Origin of the sequence: Priestia megaterium (assembly GCF_041941685.1) — a bacterium.
GTDB classification, from domain to species: Bacteria; Bacillota; Bacilli; order Bacillales; family Bacillaceae_H; genus Priestia; species Priestia megaterium_C.
The window spans coordinates 3,774,767-3,794,876 of record NZ_CP130958.1 but is presented as its reverse complement, the minus strand read 5'-3'; the positions used below and the strand labels follow the sequence as shown (position 1 = coordinate 3,794,876).

At 40.0% G+C, this 20,110-nt stretch carries 20 protein-coding genes, 1 tRNA gene and 1 pseudogene; 13 read left to right on the top strand and 9 right to left on the bottom strand.

Going from position 1 to position 20,110, the window contains the following annotated elements; genetic code table 11:
- Positions 1 to 162 precede the first annotated feature (162 nt).
- Positions 163 to 1,065: a TetR/AcrR family transcriptional regulator gene (locus tag Q5794_RS20195; protein WP_374988384.1), complete on the bottom strand. Its 903-nt coding sequence runs from the start codon at positions 1,063 to 1,065 to the stop codon at positions 163 to 165.
- 266 nt (positions 1,066 to 1,331) lie between these two features.
- On the opposite strand from Q5794_RS20195, the gene Q5794_RS20190 reads away from it, so the two are divergent.
- Positions 1,332 to 2,855 carry a DHA2 family efflux MFS transporter permease subunit gene (locus tag Q5794_RS20190; RefSeq protein ID WP_214984525.1) on the top strand — a complete coding sequence of 508 codons (1,524 nt, stop codon included), beginning with the start codon at positions 1,332 to 1,334 and terminating at the stop codon, positions 2,853 to 2,855.
- A gap of 35 nt (positions 2,856 to 2,890) precedes the next feature.
- On the opposite strand, the gene Q5794_RS20185 is transcribed toward Q5794_RS20190, so the two are convergent.
- Positions 2,891 to 3,943, bottom strand: a complete 1,053-nt coding sequence (locus Q5794_RS20185; protein ID WP_214984526.1) for an aromatic ring-hydroxylating dioxygenase subunit alpha — start codon at positions 3,941 to 3,943, stop codon at positions 2,891 to 2,893.
- A gap of 210 nt (positions 3,944 to 4,153) precedes the next feature.
- Between Q5794_RS20185 and Q5794_RS20180 the strand changes: the two genes are divergently transcribed.
- From Q5794_RS20180 to Q5794_RS20160, 5 genes and pseudogenes are all read left to right on the top strand, one after another.
- A tRNA-Thr gene (locus Q5794_RS20180) sits at positions 4,154 to 4,226 on the top strand.
- Between the two features lie 265 nt (positions 4,227 to 4,491).
- Entirely contained in the window at positions 4,492 to 5,442 is a 951-nt protein-coding gene (locus Q5794_RS20175) for an ABC transporter ATP-binding protein (protein ID WP_214984552.1), read from the top strand.
- A pseudogene (locus tag Q5794_RS20170) lies at positions 5,442 to 6,047 on the top strand (ABC transporter permease); the annotation flags it as partial. The gene Q5794_RS20175 and the pseudogene Q5794_RS20170, both read left to right, overlap by 1 nt.
- A gap of 95 nt (positions 6,048 to 6,142) precedes the next feature.
- Positions 6,143 to 6,889 carry a TIGR02206 family membrane protein gene (locus tag Q5794_RS20165; protein ID WP_374988383.1) on the top strand — a complete coding sequence of 249 codons (747 nt, stop codon included), beginning with the start codon at positions 6,143 to 6,145 and terminating at the stop codon, positions 6,887 to 6,889.
- A gap of 140 nt (positions 6,890 to 7,029) precedes the next feature.
- Entirely contained in the window at positions 7,030 to 7,548 is a 519-nt protein-coding gene (locus Q5794_RS20160; protein WP_374988382.1) for an NAD(P)H-dependent oxidoreductase, read from the top strand.
- A gap of 27 nt (positions 7,549 to 7,575) precedes the next feature.
- Here the strand turns inward: Q5794_RS20160 and Q5794_RS20155 are convergent, their stop codons facing one another.
- Both Q5794_RS20155 and Q5794_RS20150 read right to left on the bottom strand, forming a co-directional pair.
- Positions 7,576 to 7,941, bottom strand: coding sequence for a hypothetical protein (locus Q5794_RS20155; RefSeq protein ID WP_028415028.1), 366 nt, complete (start codon positions 7,939 to 7,941; stop codon positions 7,576 to 7,578).
- 214 nt (positions 7,942 to 8,155) lie between these two features.
- Positions 8,156 to 8,887 carry an LCP family protein gene (locus Q5794_RS20150; protein WP_372586484.1) on the bottom strand — a complete coding sequence of 244 codons (732 nt, stop codon included), beginning with the start codon at positions 8,885 to 8,887 and terminating at the stop codon, positions 8,156 to 8,158.
- A gap of 536 nt (positions 8,888 to 9,423) precedes the next feature.
- Between Q5794_RS20150 and Q5794_RS20145 the strand changes: the two genes are divergently transcribed.
- From Q5794_RS20145 to Q5794_RS20130, 4 genes are all read left to right on the top strand, one after another.
- Positions 9,424 to 9,966, top strand: coding sequence for a hypothetical protein (locus tag Q5794_RS20145; RefSeq protein ID WP_280158818.1), 543 nt, complete (start codon positions 9,424 to 9,426; stop codon positions 9,964 to 9,966).
- Positions 9,957 to 10,097, top strand: coding sequence for a hypothetical protein (locus tag Q5794_RS20140; RefSeq protein ID WP_013058605.1), 141 nt, complete (start codon positions 9,957 to 9,959; stop codon positions 10,095 to 10,097). Before Q5794_RS20145 ends, Q5794_RS20140 begins: the two co-directional genes overlap by 10 nt.
- Positions 10,098 to 10,172: 75 nt before the next feature.
- A complete protein-coding gene (locus Q5794_RS20135) occupies positions 10,173 to 11,273 on the top strand; it encodes a M24 family metallopeptidase (protein WP_374988381.1) in 1,101 nt (366 codons plus the stop codon).
- A 223-nt stretch (positions 11,274 to 11,496) separates the two neighbouring features.
- The gene (locus Q5794_RS20130) at positions 11,497 to 12,075 is read left to right on the top strand and encodes a suppressor of fused domain protein (RefSeq protein WP_013084584.1); all 579 of its coding nucleotides are present in this window, start codon (positions 11,497 to 11,499) and stop codon (positions 12,073 to 12,075) included.
- A gap of 41 nt (positions 12,076 to 12,116) precedes the next feature.
- Here Q5794_RS20130 and Q5794_RS20125 read toward each other — a convergent pair whose 3' ends face one another.
- The 3 genes from Q5794_RS20125 to Q5794_RS20115 form a co-directional block, all read right to left on the bottom strand.
- Complete coding sequence (locus Q5794_RS20125; protein ID WP_214984558.1) at positions 12,117 to 13,058, bottom strand: multidrug resistance efflux transporter family protein; 942 nt, start codon at positions 13,056 to 13,058, stop codon at positions 12,117 to 12,119.
- Positions 13,055 to 13,735, bottom strand: a complete 681-nt coding sequence (locus Q5794_RS20120; protein ID WP_374988380.1) for a GntR family transcriptional regulator — start codon at positions 13,733 to 13,735, stop codon at positions 13,055 to 13,057. Before Q5794_RS20120 ends, Q5794_RS20125 begins: the two co-directional genes overlap by 4 nt.
- 75 nt (positions 13,736 to 13,810) lie before the next feature.
- The gene (locus Q5794_RS20115; RefSeq protein WP_374988379.1) at positions 13,811 to 14,329 is read right to left on the bottom strand and encodes an acyl-CoA thioesterase; all 519 of its coding nucleotides are present in this window, start codon (positions 14,327 to 14,329) and stop codon (positions 13,811 to 13,813) included.
- Between the two features lie 150 nt (positions 14,330 to 14,479).
- Here Q5794_RS20115 and Q5794_RS20110 point away from each other — a divergent pair, with 150 nt between their 5' ends.
- Positions 14,480 to 15,472 (top strand): D-cysteine desulfhydrase, encoded by a 993-nt coding sequence (locus Q5794_RS20110; RefSeq protein WP_214984560.1) that lies wholly within the window; start codon positions 14,480 to 14,482, stop codon positions 15,470 to 15,472.
- 35 nt (positions 15,473 to 15,507) lie between these two features.
- On the opposite strand, the gene Q5794_RS20105 is transcribed toward Q5794_RS20110, so the two are convergent.
- Together Q5794_RS20105 and Q5794_RS20100 are read right to left on the bottom strand one after the other, a co-directional pair.
- Positions 15,508 to 16,857: a cell wall metabolism sensor histidine kinase WalK gene (locus Q5794_RS20105; protein ID WP_214984562.1), complete on the bottom strand. Its 1,350-nt coding sequence runs from the start codon at positions 16,855 to 16,857 to the stop codon at positions 15,508 to 15,510.
- Positions 16,854 to 17,525, bottom strand: a complete 672-nt coding sequence (locus Q5794_RS20100) for a response regulator transcription factor (protein WP_164796264.1) — start codon at positions 17,523 to 17,525, stop codon at positions 16,854 to 16,856. The genes Q5794_RS20105 and Q5794_RS20100 overlap by 4 nt, the downstream gene beginning before the upstream one ends.
- Positions 17,526 to 17,747: 222 nt before the next feature.
- On the opposite strand from Q5794_RS20100, the gene Q5794_RS20095 reads away from it, so the two are divergent.
- Both Q5794_RS20095 and Q5794_RS20090 read left to right on the top strand, forming a co-directional pair.
- Positions 17,748 to 19,022 carry a S1C family serine protease gene (locus tag Q5794_RS20095; RefSeq protein WP_214984563.1) on the top strand — a complete coding sequence of 425 codons (1,275 nt, stop codon included), beginning with the start codon at positions 17,748 to 17,750 and terminating at the stop codon, positions 19,020 to 19,022.
- Positions 19,019 to 19,921 (top strand): peptidyl-prolyl cis-trans isomerase, encoded by a 903-nt coding sequence (locus tag Q5794_RS20090; RefSeq protein ID WP_214984564.1) that lies wholly within the window; start codon positions 19,019 to 19,021, stop codon positions 19,919 to 19,921. The genes Q5794_RS20095 and Q5794_RS20090 overlap by 4 nt, the downstream gene beginning before the upstream one ends.
- Positions 19,922 to 20,110: the final 189 nt, after the last annotated feature.

Below are 20,110 nucleotides of genomic sequence, written 5' to 3'. Positions count from 1 at the left end.
GACCCCCAGGAGCGTACGCGACGAGGAGGCTCACCGGGCGCCCGCGGAAAGCGAAGTCTTGCACGGAAATCAACAGCGGTGTAACAAGTAACTTATACTAACTCCTTTATTCCATTTATTCGTCTTTAAATTGGAATGATTTCGTTACGTCTCAGTCTCTTTTTAATGAAGCTCACTCATATACTGATCAATCATCGTTTGCAGTTCTTCTAGCGTCTTTTTACTGTTGTTAACAGACAGCTGCTTTAACGAATGAAGAGCACTATAAACAACAAATTTGCGGGGATTTGATTGTTTAAACAGCTCTTCTTCAATAAAACTAATAAGCTCTGTGCATTTTTGACGTTCGAATTCATCAGTAAATTGTTTGTGAACTTGTTTTTTAAAATCGATAAGTGCTGAAGAAATGTCCTGTTCTATTTGATTTTTAGTATTCGGGCAAGACGGAAGCCATTCTTTAATCGTTTGCGGATCGAGCAAAATGTCTCCTGAATTTGCTACTTCGTCTACAAGAGGAAGCAGGCGCTTGACACTGTAGCTTATGATCTCATGAGGGTCAGTATTTGTGCCGTTAACCATAAAATTATAGTGAAAGTTGCGATGAAGCATGCCAAGAAACATAATTGCACAATCTAGCAGGTACGGTTTCTTTTCTTGCCCAAATAAATCAATGAACCGCTTGTAAACCCAGTTTACTTCGATGAACTGGGTTTTTTTTATGTATGCTTTTAAATCAGGATCATTGGAAACAAATACTTCTTCAAGTAATGTAAAAAATTTATGTTTATGATGGTTTTTCATCTGTGCATCAATCTGTTTAACAAATACATCTACATCGGTCAGGCTTTTACCAACCAGCAGCTGATTTCGCTCTTGTTCAATTGTTGTATGAAGCCAGGTGAAAACAGCGATTAATAATTCATTTTTTGAAGAAAAATAGTTGTAGAATGTTCCTTTTGAAATGCCGCTATAATCAATGATGTCTTGAATAGATGTAGCTTGAAATCCTTTTTCAACGAAGAGATGGTGTGCATTTTTTACAACTTGCTGCTTTCGATTATTCATTATTATCACCTAAATATAAAATTAGACTTATGGTCCAACTTTATGATACATGATTTAAAGCGTTTACACAAATGTTCTTTTTAAAGTGAATTGCGATATCATGTATATGTATTGATATAAAAGGATTATATGGCTAAAAAAAGCTCAGTAAATAAAGAAGATTAACACAGGATTTTTGACTTGCATAAATTGAACTCACAGTATAATATACTCTATGTAGAACATGTGTCTAAAAAAATGAACTTAAAGTATAAGGAGGTACAATAATGAGTCAATCAATAAATCAAATGGAAAAGCCGCCGTATGGCATAATTGCTATTTTGTTAATAGGCGCTTTTATCTCATTGTTGAATGAAACGTTATTAAACGTGGCGCTGCCGTCTATCATGAAAGACTTAGATGTGACAACGTCAACCGTCCAGTGGCTTTCTACTGGTTATATGTTAGTGAATGGTATTATGATTCCAACTACCGCTTTTTTAATTCAGCGCTATTCTGTCAGAGGATTATTTTTAACGGCGATGACTTTATTTACAGCAGGAACAATACTTGCCGGTGCTTCGCCCGTATTTTCGGTCTTGTTAACCGCTCGTATTATCCAAGCATCAGGTGCAGCCATTATGATGCCGCTTTTAATGAACGTATTGCTCACAAGTTTTCCATTAGAAAAACGCGGAGCTGCGATGGGGATTTTCGGTTTAGTTATGATTTTTGCTCCGGCAATTGGTCCTACCTTATCAGGGTGGCTAATTGAACACTATGAGTGGAGAATGCTGTTCCACCTTGTTACACCAATCGCGGCAATTGTATTAATAGGCGCTTTCTTCCTATTAAAAGACAAAAAAGAAAAAGTGGAAATCAATTTGGATTTTTTATCTCTTTTGTTATCTACAATTGGATTTGGCGGACTTCTATACGGATTTAGCTCAGCAGGGGATAAAGGCTGGGATTCTGTGGAAGTATACGGCACCATTATCGTAGGAGCTGTGGCTCTGATTTTATTTATTACGCGTCAGTTCAAGCTTAAAACACCTATGCTTGAATTCCGCATTTTTAAATATCCAATGTTTGCTTTATCATCAACGATTTCAATGGTGATCACAATGGCATTATTCTCAGCCATGCTGCTAATGCCAATTTATGTTCAAACGGTACGAGGCATTTCTCCGCTTCATTCAGGATTACTAATGCTTCCAGGTGCGCTTCTAATGGGTGTGATGTCACCGATTACCGGAAAATTATTTGATAAATTCGGAGCGCGTGCACTGGCTGTAACGGGTCTAACGATTACAGCCGTTACGACGTATTTCTTCAGTAACTTAGAGCTTGATACGACGTATACAACGCTCATTACGCTTTACACGCTTCGCATGTTCGGAATGTCTATGGTGATGATGCCTGTTATGACAAACGGATTAAATCAGCTGCCGCAGCGCTTTAATCCGCATGGTACTGCCATGAACAATACGCTTCAACAAGTATCAGGAGCTATTGGTTCGGCTCTTTTAGTAACGGTGATGTCAAACCGTACAGCTACGCATGCAAAAGAGCTTGCTCAAGATGCAATGAGCGGAGCAGGAGCAGCGAATGCAACCGCAGCCGGGGCAGCTCAAATGAAAGAACAAATTGGGATGCAGGCAATGGTAGAAGGGATTAACGATGCGTTTGCCGTCTCAGTAGTACTAGTGGTGGTTGCCTTAATTCTTTCATTGTTTATGAAACGCGCAACGCCGGCAAGTGAAGATGAAGTGATAAAGGAAAAAGCAGGACGCGAGCAGTTTGCTAAATGAAAAAGAAATCCCCGCTGAGACAGCGGGGATCTTTTTTAGCTTGTATATCTAAAGCTTAAGCCCATTTTCTTTAATAATTTCCGGTAGCCGATGGACGTTTGATCAGCCATAATATGCGCTTCCATCTGCAGGTCTAAAGGCAAGTCTTCAGGTTTTTGGTTTTCAACCATTTCACGGTCTTCGTCAAAGACGCGAAGGTTAAAGTCATACACACCTTCAACGGGAGAATCTTTGTCAAAGTTTCGAGCGATTGGTGCGAATAAACGTGTTTCGCGGGCTGAAATAGGGGAGACTGCATTCATAATCCACAGCTCTGCGCCTTCTGGGAAGTATACTTTTAGCGTAGCTGTAAACGGCGGATAAACATCAAAGACCCGAAGCCATTTAAAATCAGGTGGATTTAAATGCTGCTGTTCTTTGGAATAATTGCTCACGGTGCTCGTATATTCTACATGAAGCCCATAATCTGTATCGCTTACTTTATATTTAGGCACAAAGGCGTTGTTTCGATCACCAAATGTGTCCATGTGAACCCAAGCAAAATGAGCTACGTCTAAAAAGCCTTCCATTTGACGACCGGCCGAACCCATGATATCAAAGCTCGGACAAACAATTTGCTGAAAATCAGGGTCCTCCCACGCATCGAAGTAAGGCAGGTTATCTTGTTCTCCTGTCAGGGACGTCCACACCAATCCAAATCGTTCAATAACTGGATAGACGGCCATACACAGACGGGGAGAAATGTTGGCATCAGGGTGAGCTGGAATCGACGTGCATGCGCCGTCCGTTGCATAGCGGAAGCCGTGGTAAGGACAAACAATTTCATCATCTTCCACCCAGCCCATGCTAAGCGGGGTGCCTCGGTGAACGCATAAATCACGAGCCGCTACTACTTTGTGTGTGGTACGGTATAGAACTAGATTTACATCTAGCAGTTTTACGGACGTTGGTTTCTCTGTTACATCACTGCAGCGTGCGACGGGGTACCAATACTTAGCGAGCGTCGTCCAATCTTCCAGGCTGAACGTGCAGTCTCTTGGGTAGGGAGTTGCCGTTTTTGATTTGGTCATGGTTGGTTGTTGTTCCATCTATTTTCTTCCCTTCTTTTGTAAGCTCTTTTACTAAGCGTAATATAAAAAAAGAAAATTCACACAATTTATGTAAGGAGTTCTAACATAAAATATGGAACTTTGTAGAAAGTGCGAATTTCAGAAGACGCAAATTAGAGAATATACCAATAAAAAAATTAAAAAAAGCGCTTCCTAAATGAATTTAAACGTGATATAATTTTCCAAGACGCTGGTGTAGCTCAGTAGGTAGAGCACTTGCATGGTAAGCAAGAGGTCGCAGGTTCGATCCCTGTCGCTAGCATACTAAAAAACCTTCTTTCTTGTTGAAAGAAGGTTTTTTTATTTGTGTTGGCTTTAAAATTATTCTCTGAATTATTCTTCCCCGCCTTGTGAAGATTTTAACAGTTTGATAGCCTTATTAGGAGACTGTGAGAAAATATGTGTATCTTTTATACTGTGTCTTATGAATCATATTTAGAAATATTCTTAAAAGAATGTTTATTGCCTCTAAGTATTGGGTACACGAAACTAGGGTTTAAATTTCAACAGGGAGTGTGAACGATAATTTGATTACGTTTAAGAATGTGTCAAAGCAATATCCAGACGGTACGACCGCCGTGAAAAATATTAATCTAGAAATTAAAGAAGGAGAGTTTTTCGTTTTAATTGGTCCGAGTGGGTGTGGGAAAACAACCACCTTAAAAATGATTAACCGTCTTCATGATATTACCAAAGGAGAACTATACATAAAAGATAAGCTCGTATCGGACCACAATATACATGAGCTACGCTGGAACATTGGTTATGTCCTGCAGCAGATTGCTCTTTTTCCTCATATGACCATTGCTGAAAATATAGCCATTGTGCCCGAGATGAAGCATTGGAAGAAAAACAAAATCAAAACGCGTATTGATGAACTGCTTACCTTGGTAGGACTAGACCCAAAGCAGTATCGAAACCGAAAGCCGTCTGAGCTCTCAGGTGGCCAGCAGCAACGTGTAGGTGTAGCACGTGCCCTCGCAGCTGATCCCCCCGTTATTTTAATGGACGAACCCTTTAGTGCCCTCGATCCGTTAAGCCGCGAACAGCTTCAGCAAGATGTTATTAGCTTAAAAGAAAAAATCAAAAAAACATTTGTGTTTGTTACGCACGATATGAGCGAAGCGATGACGCTTGGAGATCGTATCTGCCTGATGAAAGATGGGGAAATTGTTCAAGTTGGAACCCCGGAGGAATTCATTCAAAAGCCTAAAAATGAATTTGTAAAAACATTTATTGGAAATCAAGGCAATGCTTTATTTGAGACATTGGATATGTTTGTCAAAGAAAGTGAACAGCCAGACGTAGAACCTACTGAAGAGTTAGCTTCAACCGCCACTGTTCAGCAGGCAATGGACGCCCTTTACGAACATGAAGCAATAGCCGTGAAAAAAGGGAGCAAACGTATTGGCGTTGTAACGCGCAAAACTCTATTAGCGTTTCTTTCTGATAAAACGAAAGAAGGAGGAACGCTGTAATGAATGCACTAAGCACATTATTAGATCAACGAGGAGATGCACTGTTTCAAGCTCTTCTTGAACACATTCAAATTTCAGTACTGGCCCTTGTTATCGCCGTATTAATTTCAGTGCCGCTCGGACTGTACTTAACGAGGCATGACCGCATTGCTGAACCGATCATTGGCTTAACAGCCGTACTGCAAACCATTCCTTCACTCGCTTTATTAGGATTACTGATTCCTCTTGTCGGAATTGGAACCTTTCCCGCGGTTATTGCACTGTTTTTATATTCGCTTCTTCCTATTGTACGAAATACATATACCGGAATTAAAGAAGTGGACCCATCTTTAATTGAAGCATCCAAAGCCATGGGGATGAACTCGTGGAGACGATTAATCAAAGTAGAACTTCCTCTAGCACTTCCTGTCATTATGGCCGGAATTCGTACAGCAATGGTACTCATTATTGGTACAGCGACAATCGTGGCTCTTATCGGAGCGGGCGGACTCGGAAGCTTAATTTTGCTTGGTATTGACCGAAGTGATAATAGTTTGATTTTATTAGGAGCCATTCCAGCAGCATTATTAGCGCTTATTTTTGATGGAATTCTGCGAACGATTGAACACTCTTTAATGCGAGAGAAGCATTAATGAAAATGATGCCTTATGAACAAGCTAAAGGTACCGAATTTGTTTTCTGATGGAAGGGAGGCGCTTTTATGAATTCATTTTTTACGTGTCATCCTGTACAACATTCCTTTCAGCTTTTTTCAGTTGAACATCTTGTAACTTTAGCTATTATCGTGATCATAGGAGCATTTATTTTTTTGTGTCGAAAGCAGCTGCGAAAAAATAGATTTGTGTTCGTTTTGCTTTCACTCGTTCTAATTGCTTCAGAAACGGCCTACCAGGCTTGGGAAATTGGATGTCATCAGTGGTCTGCTGAAACTTCCTTGCCTCTTCAGCTCAGTGATATAGTCGTGCTGCTGGCTGCTGTTATGCTGATAACCAAAAGCAGGTTTCTTTTTTATTTTGTGTACTTCGCAGGAATCAGCAGCTCTGTTCAAGCGATGATTACCCCAGACCTTGGGGGCTATGCGTATGCCCAGTTTCGCTATGTGCAGTTTTATGTATCGCATGGCGGTGTGGTACTTGCTTGCTGTATGCTAATTGCTGTTTGCAGATATGAGCCGACGTTTCGTTCTTTGTGGATAAGCGTAGTATTTGTTAATCTGTACGGAGGTTTTATCTATGCCATGAATCGTTTGCTCCATGCGAATTATTTATACATGATGAAAAAGCCAGAGCACGCTTCCTTGCTGGATGTTCTTGGACCTCATCCTTGGTGTTTAGTATGGATTGAAGGAATCATGATTTTTAGCTTTCTTGTCCTTTATCTGCCGTTTTGGGTACATAAAAAAATTAAAGGTGATAAAAGCAAAGTCAATTTTATTGAAGCAGAATGATAATACTGGTAGTTTATAAGTGTAAACTAACTCGTATTTCCTGAAGGAAAAGGAAAGAATGACTGAACAAGCCGTGAGAGGCAAGCGTAAAAAATAGAAAAGAAAAAAGCAAGCACAGACATCAGAAGGAGAGTATCAAAATGAAAACACTGGTTATTTTAGCGCATCCAAAATTAGCATCTTCTCGTATTAATAAAGCGTGGGCAGAGCGAATAAAAAAAGAAGAGAATGTGTACGTTCATGATTTATACGCAAACTATCCCGATTTCAAAATTGATGTAGAAAAAGAGCAGGAGTTAGCCGTTCAATTCGATCGTATTGTTTTTCAATTTCCATTTTACTGGTACAGCTCACCAGCACTCTTAAAAGAGTGGCAAGATGTTGTCTTAACATACGGCTGGGCTTATGGAAGCAAAGGTACTAAACTTCAGGGAAAAGAGTTTGTCGTAGCTACTTCGACAGGAGGCCCTGCGGAAGCTTATCAAGAAGGGGGATACAACCGCTACCCAATGAATCATCTGCTTCTTCCTTTTCAAGCTATGGCAAATTTAACAGGTATGAAGTTCCAAACTCCATTTCTATTTCAAGGAGCAGGCGGTGACCTGAGTGACAAAGTTGTTCAAGATAGTGCAGAAAGCTACGCTCGATTACTAAGATAATAAAAAAAGCCGCGTCACAGCGGCTTTTTAATTTGCGTTTGTTCGTGAGAAAGAAGTAAGCAGCTTTTGAGGAGCGATATCTAATCCTTCAATTAGTAGTCCTGTCATAGCAGTTAGACTCCCGACTTCAAAAGATTCCCCGGCTCTCCAAAATGCGGATTCACCTTGTTTGATATAAATTTTCAGTCCGTTATCGCCAGCTACCCAGCCTTCCCCGTGAACGACTAAAAGAAGCTGTGGAATCGTAGCTTCTTGACGGGGGGTATAATCATTTTCTTGAAAAGATAAAAAGCTGATTTTGACATCTCCAGTATGAGAAAGTAATGGGTTTACTTTATAGGTAGAATGAAGAAAGGAACGCTCTTCTTCAGATTGAAAACCATATAATTTCATACGTTCATCTCCTTGAATCAAAAATATAAAAAAGAAGTCCTTCTCCTTTCATATACGCATGTAGTAGAAAAAATAGAACTTCAAAGAAATAGCTGTTTCCTGGAAAATGGCTTCATTTTTTGTCGTAGCTCAAATTTTTTTGAAGGATAGGGAGGAAAAACAGAAGTTTTTTTGAATAGTATAAAAAAAGGTGTCCGCTAATGGACACCTTTTCCTAATTTAAAAATGACTGTAACGCTTGTTTGTTTTCTTCAAGGTCGATGCTTAAAACAGCACCAATACCGGATACTCGTTCATTTGAATAGGAACCTTCGACCGGTAAACGAAGAGATTTTAAATCTGGCTGATTCCCAACTAAGAAATCTTTTCCTATCACGATAAATGTTTTTGGCGGAATATTTGTATCCACATATGGATCAATGACGCCCCATAGCTTAGGAGCTTTCGCCAGCGTCTTTACTTGAAGAGCTTCATCCATTAATTTACCGATAACTTCTTGTTGACGCTTCACGCGCCCGAAATCACTTTGGCTATCGTGTCGGAATCGCACGTATCCTAATAATTTATCTCCGTGAAGAGTTTGTTTTCCAGGTTTTAGCGTCATGCCAATTCCGGATGACATTTCGTGTGGCACGGTAACCGTAATTCCCTCAGGGGCAATCGTATCGGCAACTTTAGAAAAACCTTTAAAATCAACAACGGCATAATAGTTTACATCTACGCCGAAATTTTCTTTAATTGTCTTACGCATTAATTCGGGCCCGCCAAATGCATAGGCTGAATTTAATTTGTTTTTTCCATGTCCAGGAATATCCACATATGAATCACGCATCAAAGAAACAATTTTAGGCTGATTGCTGTCTTTGTCATAATGAGCAATCATGATTGTATCGGCACGCGAATGTTCTTCACCTCGAGAGTCAATTCCAAGAAGCAGCACATTCATGCTATCTAAATTGGCACTTGCACCATTAAAATCAAATTGTCCATCTTTCCCAAAAACTCCGTCTGCTTCTGCTAACCCTTGTTGGTATTGATAATACACATACGCACCAGCGGCGATTACAAGAATGAGAAAGAAAAGAAGTAGCTTTCTAAAGCGTTTCTTTTTTCTTTGCTTTTTTCTTTTATGTTGTTTACGTTCTGTACGTTCTTTCAAATATCTCACCATCGCATTCAAAAATATTAATACTTTTTTGTTTGAAACCAATTATGCAAAAAATTATAAAACGACATAATAAAATTAACACTAAGGAATTAGATTAGCAAGTACGTTCACTAGTAAATCTGCGAAGACGCTAAAATAAGAGAAGGGTACAAATAGAAGAAAGAGGAAATAAAGGTTATTTTTTTCGAGGATATTTGTTATAATCTATCATAGTTAGGGAAAAAGTTCTGTCTTTTAGAAATGGAATAAGAGGAAAGTCTCTGTGTGCGGAGAGTCAAATATAGGTCTAAATGTAGAAAAAAGGAGTGAAGCGAATGAGTATATATGTGTCATCTTCGAACCTTGTGCTGATTCCAGAAGCGGCGTTAAGTCATTGGAAACCTTATGGCGCGGGGGAATTGACCGGAGCTATTATTTCAGGTAAAGATAGTGCTGAAATAATTAAAGAGCTTAATCAATCGTCTATTCTGCCTTTTACAAGTTTTTTCTATCGAAAGCATTTTGTTATTCTGTTTGATAAAGAACAAGTGAAAAATCATTTTGAACAGCTGCTTTTATTATATAAATCTCAGGGCTATATTTTTTATTCTTCTACTTTATACGATGATCACTGGTCCCAGGTCCTTGAAGGAACGAAGCAGCTGCTAACGGTAAATGGACAAGTGGTGCCGGTGCTTGAGCTTGAACAAAACGGTGAATTTGATGTTGTGCGTGATGAAGGCGGTCTGCACATTGTGATAGATGATGACGAAGACGAAGAGAAGCAGCTAGAAAAAAAGTTCATGAGCTTCCGCTTGAAGAAGGTACCTATTTTATTGGCGATCCGGGATTTGTTGAAAACCGGGACATGCTGGTAAAAGAATATTTTCCTAAAGGTACGTACGAATTTATTTATAGATACGGAGAAAATGGCTGGCTGATGAAAGTAAGTATTCAGCGAAAAGCGATTAAAGAGCAGCTTACTACTCTTCACGCGGCTTTGTCTTAACCTCTATTCATTGTACAATATTGCTAAATAACTATGTTATAATAGTAATATTGCACAATGAAAGGGGTTTTTTTAATGGAAGCACGTTTACAAAAAGTCGTATCGTGGCTGGAAGAAAAGAATGTAGAAGCAGCCTTTATTTCGTCAACCGAAAACGTATTTTATTTAACTGGATTTCATACGGATCCGCATGAGCGTTTACTTGGCTTATTTGTGTTTAACGAAGCGGAGCCGATGCTTGTTTGTCCATCAATGGAAGTGGGACAAGCAAAAGAAGCCGGCTGGAAGTTTGATGTGATTGGATATGAAGACCATCAAAATCCTTGGGAACTTATTAAAGAAGCTTTACATAAACGAAACGTAATAGATGTGAAAAAGGTTGCTGTAGAGAAAGAGCAGCTGCTGTATGCGAGAGCCGAAGAACTGCTTAGCCTATATCCAAACGCTGAGCTAGTCGGAGCAGAAGAGAAGTTAAATCAGCTGCGTTTAATTAAAGATGAGCGTGAAGTTGAGATTCTGCAAAAGGCAGCTGCCTTAGCTGATTTTGGTGTAGAAGTAGGCGTAGCTGCTTTAAAAGAAGGCGTTACGGAAATGGATGTTTTGGCTAAAATTGAATACGAGTTAAAGCGAAAAGGAATTCGTGAGATGTCGTTTTCAACGATGGTTTTATTTGGTGAAAAAACGGGAGAAGCGCACGGGAACCCAGGTCTTCGCACGTTAAAGCCAGGAGATATGGTTCTGTTCGATTTAGGTGTAGTGCTAGACGGATACTGTTCAGATATTACGCGTACAGTCGCTTACAAGTCTATTAATGATAAGCAAAAAGAAATTTATGAAACGGTACAGCGCGCCGAGCAGGCAGCTCTTGAAGCTTCCAAGCCCAGTACTCGTATTGGCGACTTGGACATGGTAGCACGCAATATTATTACAGAAGCAGGGTATGGAGAGTATTTCTTGCATCGTCTTGGTCATGGTCTTGGTATTAGCGTGCATGAGTTTCCTTCAATGAGCCGCAACAATGATGATGTGCTTCAAGAAGGCATGGTATATACAATTGAACCGGGTATCTATATTCCAGGACTTGGAGGCGTGCGTATCGAAGATGATGTAATCATTACAAAAGATGGATACGAAACGTTAACGAAGTACCCAAAAGAATTACAAATTATTTCATAATAATGTCATAAAAAATAGAGGCTGCCATGGTGCAGGCTCTATTTTTTATGGAAAAAGAAAAAATTGGTTAAGGTTTCTTGTTTGCTTCTTGATACAATTTCATAGTATGTTACGAAACGATAACATTTCTATCACATTTTCTAAAAACTATATCGTAAGTGAGTGCAGTAGTATATGCTGTACAGTAGGGAGCTTTTTAAGGTCGCAAGCAAGGAGGTTTTTTATGAGTAATTTTACAAAAGATGAAGAATTAATTATACATAAAGCAATAGATGTATTTGGTCAAAAGGATCGAATTGAAGATTATTCAGATGAAAGAAAAAAGCATGGTATTCACGTTGTGGCGTGTGAAAATCATCCGCGTCAAGACGTAACCGCGTATGCAACGCTCGGTGGACATCAATGTCCGACAGGCTATACAGTTGGAGGGATCCCGCTTCGAATTGAAATCGTTGGGGCTTGTCATGAGGAATTCGGTATTTATTCTGCTATTTTAGCAAACTGTATTTTCCATATGATGAAATCTCATGTGTCCATCTTCCCAGGAGCTATTTATAAAGACGTTATTGCAGTCCTTGATGACAGCTTTCATATGCAGCACATTTTGCTGATTCCGCCGTTTTTATGGGATAATTTTTCAACGATTGAACTATCTGATAAAAAAGTAACGTTCCTGCAGGCCGTTCCGATTTCAGAAAATGAACGTGCTTTTGCACTTGAGTACGGAGTAGATTCGTTGCTAAGCCGCTTTGATGCTGAGCAGGTGAATGTCTTCAATTTAGAAAGAAGATCTGTTGTATAAACAAAAAGAGCGCCGACTAAGACGCTCTTTTTTGTTATTGATTAGTAGGTCAATTCTTTTTGCGGTATAGCTTTTTTATGACTCGTTTGGTAGCTGTGAAGCACCATGCCTGCTATGATAACTCCCATTCCAACCCAAGAAAGAATCGATGGCAAAGGACTTGATAGAAGGAAGACCTCTCCTAGCAGGGCAAATAAAACTTCCATCGATTGTGTAGCTTCAACTGCACCTAACTTTTGAGAATCTTTTTTAACAAGGTCGGTTGCTGCAAAAAATAAAACTGTTGCACATACTCCTGAAAGTAAAGCAACTAAACTGCTTTGATAAATCTGAGTTGTTTTTGGTAGTCCAGCGGTCACGTAGGCATAGCCAGAAAGAATAATCCAAAACGGCAGGCTTGAAAGCGTCATTCCAAGCACGCGCTGAAACGTATTAAGTGACGACACTTCCATCATTTTACGGTTGCCAAGCGGGTACGCAAAAGAGGCAATCAAAATGGGAATGGTACAAAGCAAGGCAGTAGCGGCCGACAGTTCAGTCGCATGCTCAAGCTGCATGAGCACAACGCCTATTAAAATAATAAACGAAAAACCTAGCTGCTTGAAAGGAATGCCTCCTCGCTTCTTTCCTTCCTTGTAAAACAAAGGAGCTAGGAGAGACCCCGATAAAATTGTGATTTGCCAAGTTCCTGCAATAAGCCAGCCGGGACCATAGGCTGAAGCAAAACAAAGAGGAGCGTAAAATAAGCCAAATCCAACCGTGCTCCAAAGCAGCCATTTTTGCGGCTGGGCTTTTATTTCTGCCACCACAGGTTTAATACCACCCCAAAAATAAACGAGTACGAGCAAGAGAGGTACCATAAAAAAATAGCGCAGCGACGCGCTCCACGCCCAGCTGCCTCCGGATAAATCCATCGCTCGATTTAAAACGAATGTAAAAGCAAAAAAGAATGATGCAGTAATGCCTAATAAAAGAGGCTTCACTTGGATTCCTCCTCACTTGTCAGCGCTTCACCTAGCGTCAGCCAGTTCGTTTCGACAAGCTGCGATGTCAGTGCGGCATCTTTTTGACCGCAAGCGTTTATGATTTCTTTGTGCTGATCAACGGAAGCAAGGCTAGCAAGAGAAGAAAAACGAGCGATTTCCAGACGCTGAATTTTGGCGTTTGTTTGTTTTACAACACGTTCTAGCTCTATATTGTTCGCCCGTTTTAAAAAGACGGAATGAAATGCTTCATCCGCTTCGATCGCTTTAAGGACATTTCTTGTTTTGATTGCATGTTCTAGAGATTGATTGTGTTTGATTAGTTCGCCCATATCTTCTTCTTGTAACGAAGTACAAGCCAGCTTAGCAGCAAGTGCATGAAGAGCTGCGACGACAATAAAAGATTGTTTTGCCTCCTCAAGGTTTAATGGAGCCACTTTTGTAGAAGAGCCAGGTGTCGTTCGGACAAGGCCTTCATCTTCAAGTCTTTTTAATGCTTCTCGAACAGGAGTGCGGCTAACTCCAAATTGCTCAGCCAGTTCTTTATCCTGAAGCTTTTGTTCCGGCTGAAATTCAAGCATGACAATATTGTGTTTAAGTGTTTGATAGACTTCTTCTCTTAAAGAAAGTCGTTTGAGAGGTTGAATGTTGTTTTTCATAAAACCAATATATCGCATATTGAATTAAATAACAATGTGAAAACTAAAAAAACTTCGTCTAAAAAGCAGACAGCTGCTTTTTAGATGAAGAGCTTAATTACTGCTACGCAAAGATTTAGATAAAATGCTCGCAATCGCTTTGCTGTGCTCAACCTGCGTTTTTTTGGACTCTTTTCGTTCAAGAGCCACTTTTTGAAGACTTTTTTCTTCGTCAGTTTGAGCAATGACTTGAGGAACGAGAGCAGGTTTCCCGTTTTCTAATGCAACAAAGGTGAGAAAAGAAGTAGCTGCAATACGCTTAATGCCCGTTAACAAATTTTCGGCAATCACTTTAACAAAAATAATCATGGAGCTTTTTCCTGTGACAACAACGAATGCTTCATATGAAATAAAATCTTCTTCGGTGACGGGTTCGATAAAGTCAACGTGATCAATGGAAGCCGTAACACACGACTTTCGGGAATGTTTAGCTGCTGAAAGAGAAGCCGTCATGTCCATGTCAGCGACAATTTTTCCCCCAAAAAGGGTGTGGTGATTGTTTAGGTCATTTGGAAAAATGTGCTGTGATTTGACTACTCGTGAGACGCTGCAAATTACTGCTTTTTCACTCATTGAAAACACTCCTTTAAACTATTTATATGGTTTAATGTATGTTGACTACTTGTTCTTATGTATACAAGTTATAGAAAGCCCTTTCGTAAAAAGCTCTTCAAAAGCTTCTATATGGTAAAATAGAACAAATATGAAAGAGAGGATGAGAGTATGAACTTAACTCAATTTTCTAGAAGAAAATATACGGATTCCCCTACACCTTTAGAAAAGCTATCGGTTTTATCTCAGCAGTTAAATGGACCTTCAATTTATATGAAGCGCGATGATATGCTTGGACTGACAGGGGGAGGAAATAAGACGCGTAAACTTGAATATTTAGTAGCTGATGCAAAGGTGCAAGGAGCAGACGTGCTTGTAACGTGTGGTGCGATACAATCCAATCACTGTCGTTTGACGCTCGCTGCGGCTGTAAAAGAACAAATGAAATGCGTGCTCGTATTGGAAGAAGGTGAAAATAAAGCAAGCGATCAGCCGACAGGAAACTATTTTCTTTATCATTTATTAGACGCTCATGACATGCGGTTTGTCGCTGAAGGTTCTGATTTGACAGAGGAAATGAAAAAAGTAGAGCGAGAGCTAATTGAAAAAGGTCATAAACCGTATTTAATTCCAGTAGGAGGTTCGAATGTTATCGGTGCAACCGGATACGCTGCCTGTGCACAAGAGCTGCTTATGCAAAGCTATGAGCAGCAAATAAAGCTTAGCCACGTGGTTTGCACAAGCGGCAGCGGAGGTATGCACGCAGGATTAGTGGCAGGCTTTCAAGGCCTTCAAAGTGACGTGTCGGTTATTGGAGTGAATGTCAGTCGTGCTAAAGAAGAACAAGAAATGAAAGTTGCCAAGCTGACAAGTGAACTTTATGATCATTTACATAGTAAAACACCTTTTAAAAAAGAAGAGATTGTGTGTATGGATGAATACGTAGGTCCAGGCTATGCTGTTCCAACAGAAGAGATGGTGGAAGCAGTCAAACTTGTGGCCGGTACGGAAGGGATTTTATTGGATCCTGTGTATACAGGAAAAGCGATGGCTGGTCTGATTGATTTAATTCGAAAAGGTTATTTTAAAAAAGATGAGAATGTGGTATTCATCCACTCCGGGGGTTCACCGGCTCTTTATGCGTATACATCGATTTTTTCATAAAAAAGCAAGGGATTCGAATCCCTTGCTTTTTTAGCTTATATAGGAATGGTAAGCGAAAACGTCACGCCGCTGTCTGTGTTTTTAGCCGTAATGGCTGCATCGTGCATTGTAACAATACGCTTTACGATACTTAAGCCGATACCGAATTCACCATTTGCTCCTTTTTTAAACGGTTCAAACAAGTGTTGAAGCACGCTTTGATCAATCGGCGGACCATCGTTGCTGATTGTACATTGAACGTTTGTTTGGTGTTTAGCAAGTGAGAGTGAAACCTTCGTCTCGGCATAGCGCAGCTGATTGTCGAGTACATTTTCAAGAACTTTTGTCCACAGTTCTCTGTCTCCTTTAATCGTTGCGTTTGCGTTGTCAAATTCCCACTGTATTTCAGGGCGCCTCCACCGCAAGCGATCCACTACTTCATGAAGTAGTGCAGTAAAATCAAAGTCATCTTGTGCAAGCTGATGAGTGGACATATAGTCAAGCTTGGTTAAGTAAAGCAAATCGCGGATTTTTTTCTCAAGATTTTTGGATTCATCTTCAATAACTTTTACCGTTTGAGATAAATCACCTTTTGGATAAATGCCGTCTTGAATCGACTGAGCGTAGCTTTGAATCACCATAACCGGTGTTTTTAAATCGTGTGAAATATTTTGAAGCAGCGTTTGCTGTGCTTCATCTTTAGATACGAGCCTTTTGCGCATCTGCTCGATGGAGGCGCCTAGCTTGCCAATTTCATCGGAACGGTTGACTGTAACGGGCTCATGCCAATTTTGTTCGGCAATTTTTTTCACATCTTTTTCAAGCGATACAAGGGGCTTGCTTAAATATCTTGATAGCCAAATAGATGGAAGCCAGCTGAATAGAAATACAATTGAAATTACAAGAAGCAGCTGTTTAAACAGAGTAGAAGTGAGCGCGTTGCGATACGTATCCCACGAAAATGAAAGCAAAAAAGCAGGCTGTCCGTTTACGCTTACTTTTCGAATTACATAAAAAAGCGTCCGGTTGCCAAGATCTTTTTCATAGCGAGCGACGATTTTTCGCTGACTGATTGCATCTTCCTGTGCTTTTCTCAAAAAGTCTTGAGGCAACACCCGTGATGAAAAATAAGAGATATCCGCATGTTCAGGCAATAAAATATGATCCACGGTTCGGTTGCCAAGTGTTGGTTCACTGTCTTCATTGCTAAAGTAGTATTCACCTGAGCGGCTTGGCAGTCCGTATTCTTTTAAAATATGCTGTTCATTTTCAATAGTGGTATAAATTTCATTCGTGAAGAACTGCCTGAGCGTGGTTGGGAATAAAATAGCGAGCAAAATTGAAATAAGCAGTAAAATACCGGAGATGACGAGCCAAATTTGAAATGCAAGCGACTTGTTTTTCATGCTTTCATCATCCGGTATCCGTATCCGTAAATCGTTTCAATTCGTGCTTGCGGCATTTTTTTACGCACGCGCCTTACTAAATCATCCACCACTCGGTCTGTGCCGAAATAATCTTCTCCCCAAATGAGATTCAGCAGCTGCTCCCGTGAAAAAGCCTGTCCAAGGTCTTTTGAGATAGTGACGAGAAAATCAAATTCTTTAGATGTTAAATCAATCGGCTTTCCATTTTCACTGACTGTACGGGTATGTAAATCGATTTCATAAGGAGTCAGCGTAATGGTATCGGTTTTCTTTTGATTGGAACCATATACGCGGTTTAGCAGTTTGTTTGCTCGAATAACTAGTTCACGAGGCAAAAAAGGCTTTGATAAATAGTCGTCGCTGCCCATTTCAAGCCCAAGAACCCGGTCAATATCGGCATCTCGGGCTGAGATGAAAATAACAGGCACATGTGGCGTTTGCTGCTTGATTTCGCGAATGAGCTGATACCCATCAATGTCAGGCAGCATAATATCTAAAATCCACAGATGCGGAGGAGTTGCAATCATTTCTTTGGCGTCCTTGCCGTTAAAAAATGAGCGAACGTCCCAGCCTTCTTTTTGAAGGTAAAGGGTTAAAACTTCGTTTAAATTTTGTTCATCCTCTACTAAATATAGTGTAAAGCTCAAATTTGACACCTCCCTCTGAATATATGAAAATTAAGGTAAATAAAGCATATTATGCCATATATGCGCGTTTCTTTAAAGGTCTATGTACCCGCTATTATACTACGTGTTTGCTGTTATAAAGAAATTTTTCACAATTTCACACATTGTTTTGATACTTATCCCAAACTTTTATTTTATAGTATAGATAACATAAAATTTGCTACGTTAAAAGGAGTGTTTTTCATGGATCCACGTGATTATGAAAGAGAGCAAGAACGAAAAGAAGAATATGAAAACCGCCAGCAGCGCTATGATCAGTACCAGCCTGCGTCATCATCACAGCCTCCAAGAAGACGCTTATTTCCAGTGATTGCATCTTCTATCGCCGGAGCAGTGCTAGGGGGAGGAATTGTGCTATACGGTGCTCCGCAGCTAGGGTTAATGGATTCAGCTGATACGCAAACAGCGAATCAAACAACGCAGACTCAAACCGCAACAACAACGAGCACAACGCCTCGAACAGTAAGTACAACCGTGAATCAGTCAGATCTTGTTTCAGTTGTAAATAAAGTATCAGCTGCTGTTGTAGGCGTGAACAATATTCAACAGCAAACAAATCCATTTTCTGGAGATACCCAAACGCAAGAAGCAGGAACGGGTTCCGGTGTTATTTTCAAAAAAGAAAATGGAAAAGCATACGTTGTGACCAATAACCACGTTATTGACGGCGCAAGCGAAGTAGAAGTGTCACTTTCAAACGGACAAAAAGAAAAAGCTAAGATTGTGGGAGCTGATACGCTAACGGATTTAGCGGTGCTTGAGATGTCTGACAAAAATGTTGAACAAGTGGCGAAGTTCGGGAAATCATCGGATTTAGTAGCGGGTGAAACGGTGCTTGCAATCGGAAATCCTCTTGGTGAACAATTTTCTCGTACGGTCACACAAGGTATCGTGAGCGCAGCAAAACGCTCTGTCCCTATTTCAGAAAATTGGAACGTAGATGCAATTCAAACGGATGCGGCGATTAATCCAGGAAACAGCGGCGGTGCCTTGATCAATTCTTCCGGTGAAGTAGTCGGTATCAACAGTATGAAAATTTCAGAAGACAATGTAGAAGGCATCGGCTTTGCTCTTCCAAGTGATGAAGTGCAGCCGACGATTGAACAGCTGATGAAAAACGGAAAAATAACGCGTCCATATATGGGGGTAGGTCTTCAAGATGTAGGTCAGCTTTCAGCTGCAACAAAACAAAACCAGCTAGGCCTAACCAGCGATACGTCTGAAGGAGTTGTCGTAACGACGGTTGAACCATTCTCTTCTGCTTCTGATGCAGGTTTACAATCAAAAGACGTGATTGTTGCCATCGATGGAAATGAAGTCAAAACATCCAGTGATTTACGTCAATATCTATACACAAAACGTAAAGTAGGAGACACGGTAAAATTAGACGTGTATCGAAATGGAAAAAAACAAACTATTTCTCTGAAGCTTTCAGAACAGCAGGATAACAATGGATGAGTTCAACACCGTTAAAGCTGTTGCTAGCAGTATTAACAGCGTTCGGATTTTTAACCGGCTGCGGAGGTAAGCATTCAAACACGATGTTTCCTTCTGTAGAAATTAGTCAGCTATCTTCTACCAAAGAACTGGCAGCGTATGAGGGAGGCAAGGTGACAGGAGCTGAATTCAACCGTTTTTTAGCCGTTGAAGGGTTCTTAAATCCAGATGCTCCGCTAAATGATACAAGCTACCGCAAAGAGTTATTGCGGCAGCTTGTTATGCAAAAAATCTTAATTTCGCATCTAAAGACAAGCGATAAAGTACAAAAACAAGTCGAGGATATGTGGAAGCAAATTAAACGTTCATATGACGAGGATACAAGAAAACAAGGTTATGAAGTGTTAAATATTCGTTCTAGTGATGTAACCAACCAGCTAACGAATCAGTTTAAATTAGAAGAATATTTCCGTAAACAAATTACGTCTGATGAACTAACTGCTTACTATAAACTTATTGAAAACGAACTAACGCGCGTATCTTTTACACAGCTGGCTTTTTCCACTTTACATGATGCCGATGCCACTGCGGCTGAACTGCAAAAGGGAACATCGCTTCAAGACGTTCAAAAAAAATATGCTGATGTCCAGACAGTCAGCAAAATAGAGAATGCTGATAATCTAAAGCTTTCAAGTCTATCTCCCTCTTTTATAGATGTTTTAAAAAAACAGCACATCGGGGAGAGTAGTGAGCCCATTAAAATGGGTAAAGTCTATTATATTCTTATTTTAAAACAAAAAGATAAAAAAACGGAATCAGAAGTCAAAGAAGAAATGATGAAAGAACTTGTTTTGAATCATATCAACCGGTATATCCAGGATAAACTGCCAAGGTTTCATGTGACTTTCAGCCTTAGGTAGTTCCCTTTTATATAGATTGATTGTTTTCAAAAAACAAGCAGGTAAAAGAGCTCTCTATTAATAGAGAGCTCTTTTACATTTTTAAGTAGACAGAAATGTCGTCACCTGATAAAATGAAGTTGTAAAACTTTCATTATTCGGAAAATTCATACCCTCCAGCTTTGGAGGGTTATTTTTTGTGTTCTTGAA

What these genes read in the sequence shown, in the direction of transcription:
- Q5794_RS20195 (WP_374988384.1), bottom strand. Translation starts at nt 1,065, where the DNA reads ATGAATAATCGAAAGCAGCAAGTTGTAAAAAATGCACACCATCTCTTC.
- Q5794_RS20190 (WP_214984525.1), top strand. Translation starts at nt 1,332, where the DNA reads ATGAGTCAATCAATAAATCAAATGGAAAAGCCGCCGTATGGCATAATT.
- Q5794_RS20185 (WP_214984526.1), bottom strand. Translation starts at nt 3,943, where the DNA reads ATGGAACAACAACCAACCATGACCAAATCAAAAACGGCAACTCCCTAC.
- Q5794_RS20165 (WP_374988383.1), top strand. Translation starts at nt 6,143, where the DNA reads ATGAATTCATTTTTTACGTGTCATCCTGTACAACATTCCTTTCAGCTT.
- Q5794_RS20160 (WP_374988382.1), top strand. Translation starts at nt 7,030, where the DNA reads ATGAAAACACTGGTTATTTTAGCGCATCCAAAATTAGCATCTTCTCGT.
- Q5794_RS20155 (WP_028415028.1), bottom strand. Translation starts at nt 7,941, where the DNA reads ATGAAATTATATGGTTTTCAATCTGAAGAAGAGCGTTCCTTTCTTCAT.
- Q5794_RS20150 (WP_372586484.1), bottom strand. Translation starts at nt 8,887, where the DNA reads ATGAATGTGCTGCTTCTTGGAATTGACTCTCGAGGTGAAGAACATTCG.
- Q5794_RS20145 (WP_280158818.1), top strand. Translation starts at nt 9,424, where the DNA reads ATGAGTATATATGTGTCATCTTCGAACCTTGTGCTGATTCCAGAAGCG.
- Q5794_RS20140 (WP_013058605.1), top strand. Translation starts at nt 9,957, where the DNA reads ATGCTGGTAAAAGAATATTTTCCTAAAGGTACGTACGAATTTATTTAT.
- Q5794_RS20135 (WP_374988381.1), top strand. Translation starts at nt 10,173, where the DNA reads ATGGAAGCACGTTTACAAAAAGTCGTATCGTGGCTGGAAGAAAAGAAT.
- Q5794_RS20130 (WP_013084584.1), top strand. Translation starts at nt 11,497, where the DNA reads ATGAGTAATTTTACAAAAGATGAAGAATTAATTATACATAAAGCAATA.
- Q5794_RS20120 (WP_374988380.1), bottom strand. Translation starts at nt 13,735, where the DNA reads ATGCGATATATTGGTTTTATGAAAAACAACATTCAACCTCTCAAACGA.
- Q5794_RS20115 (WP_374988379.1), bottom strand. Translation starts at nt 14,329, where the DNA reads ATGAGTGAAAAAGCAGTAATTTGCAGCGTCTCACGAGTAGTCAAATCA.
- Q5794_RS20110 (WP_214984560.1), top strand. Translation starts at nt 14,480, where the DNA reads ATGAACTTAACTCAATTTTCTAGAAGAAAATATACGGATTCCCCTACA.
- Q5794_RS20105 (WP_214984562.1), bottom strand. Translation starts at nt 16,857, where the DNA reads ATGAAAAACAAGTCGCTTGCATTTCAAATTTGGCTCGTCATCTCCGGT.
- Q5794_RS20095 (WP_214984563.1), top strand. Translation starts at nt 17,748, where the DNA reads ATGGATCCACGTGATTATGAAAGAGAGCAAGAACGAAAAGAAGAATAT.
- Q5794_RS20090 (WP_214984564.1), top strand. Translation starts at nt 19,019, where the DNA reads ATGAGTTCAACACCGTTAAAGCTGTTGCTAGCAGTATTAACAGCGTTC.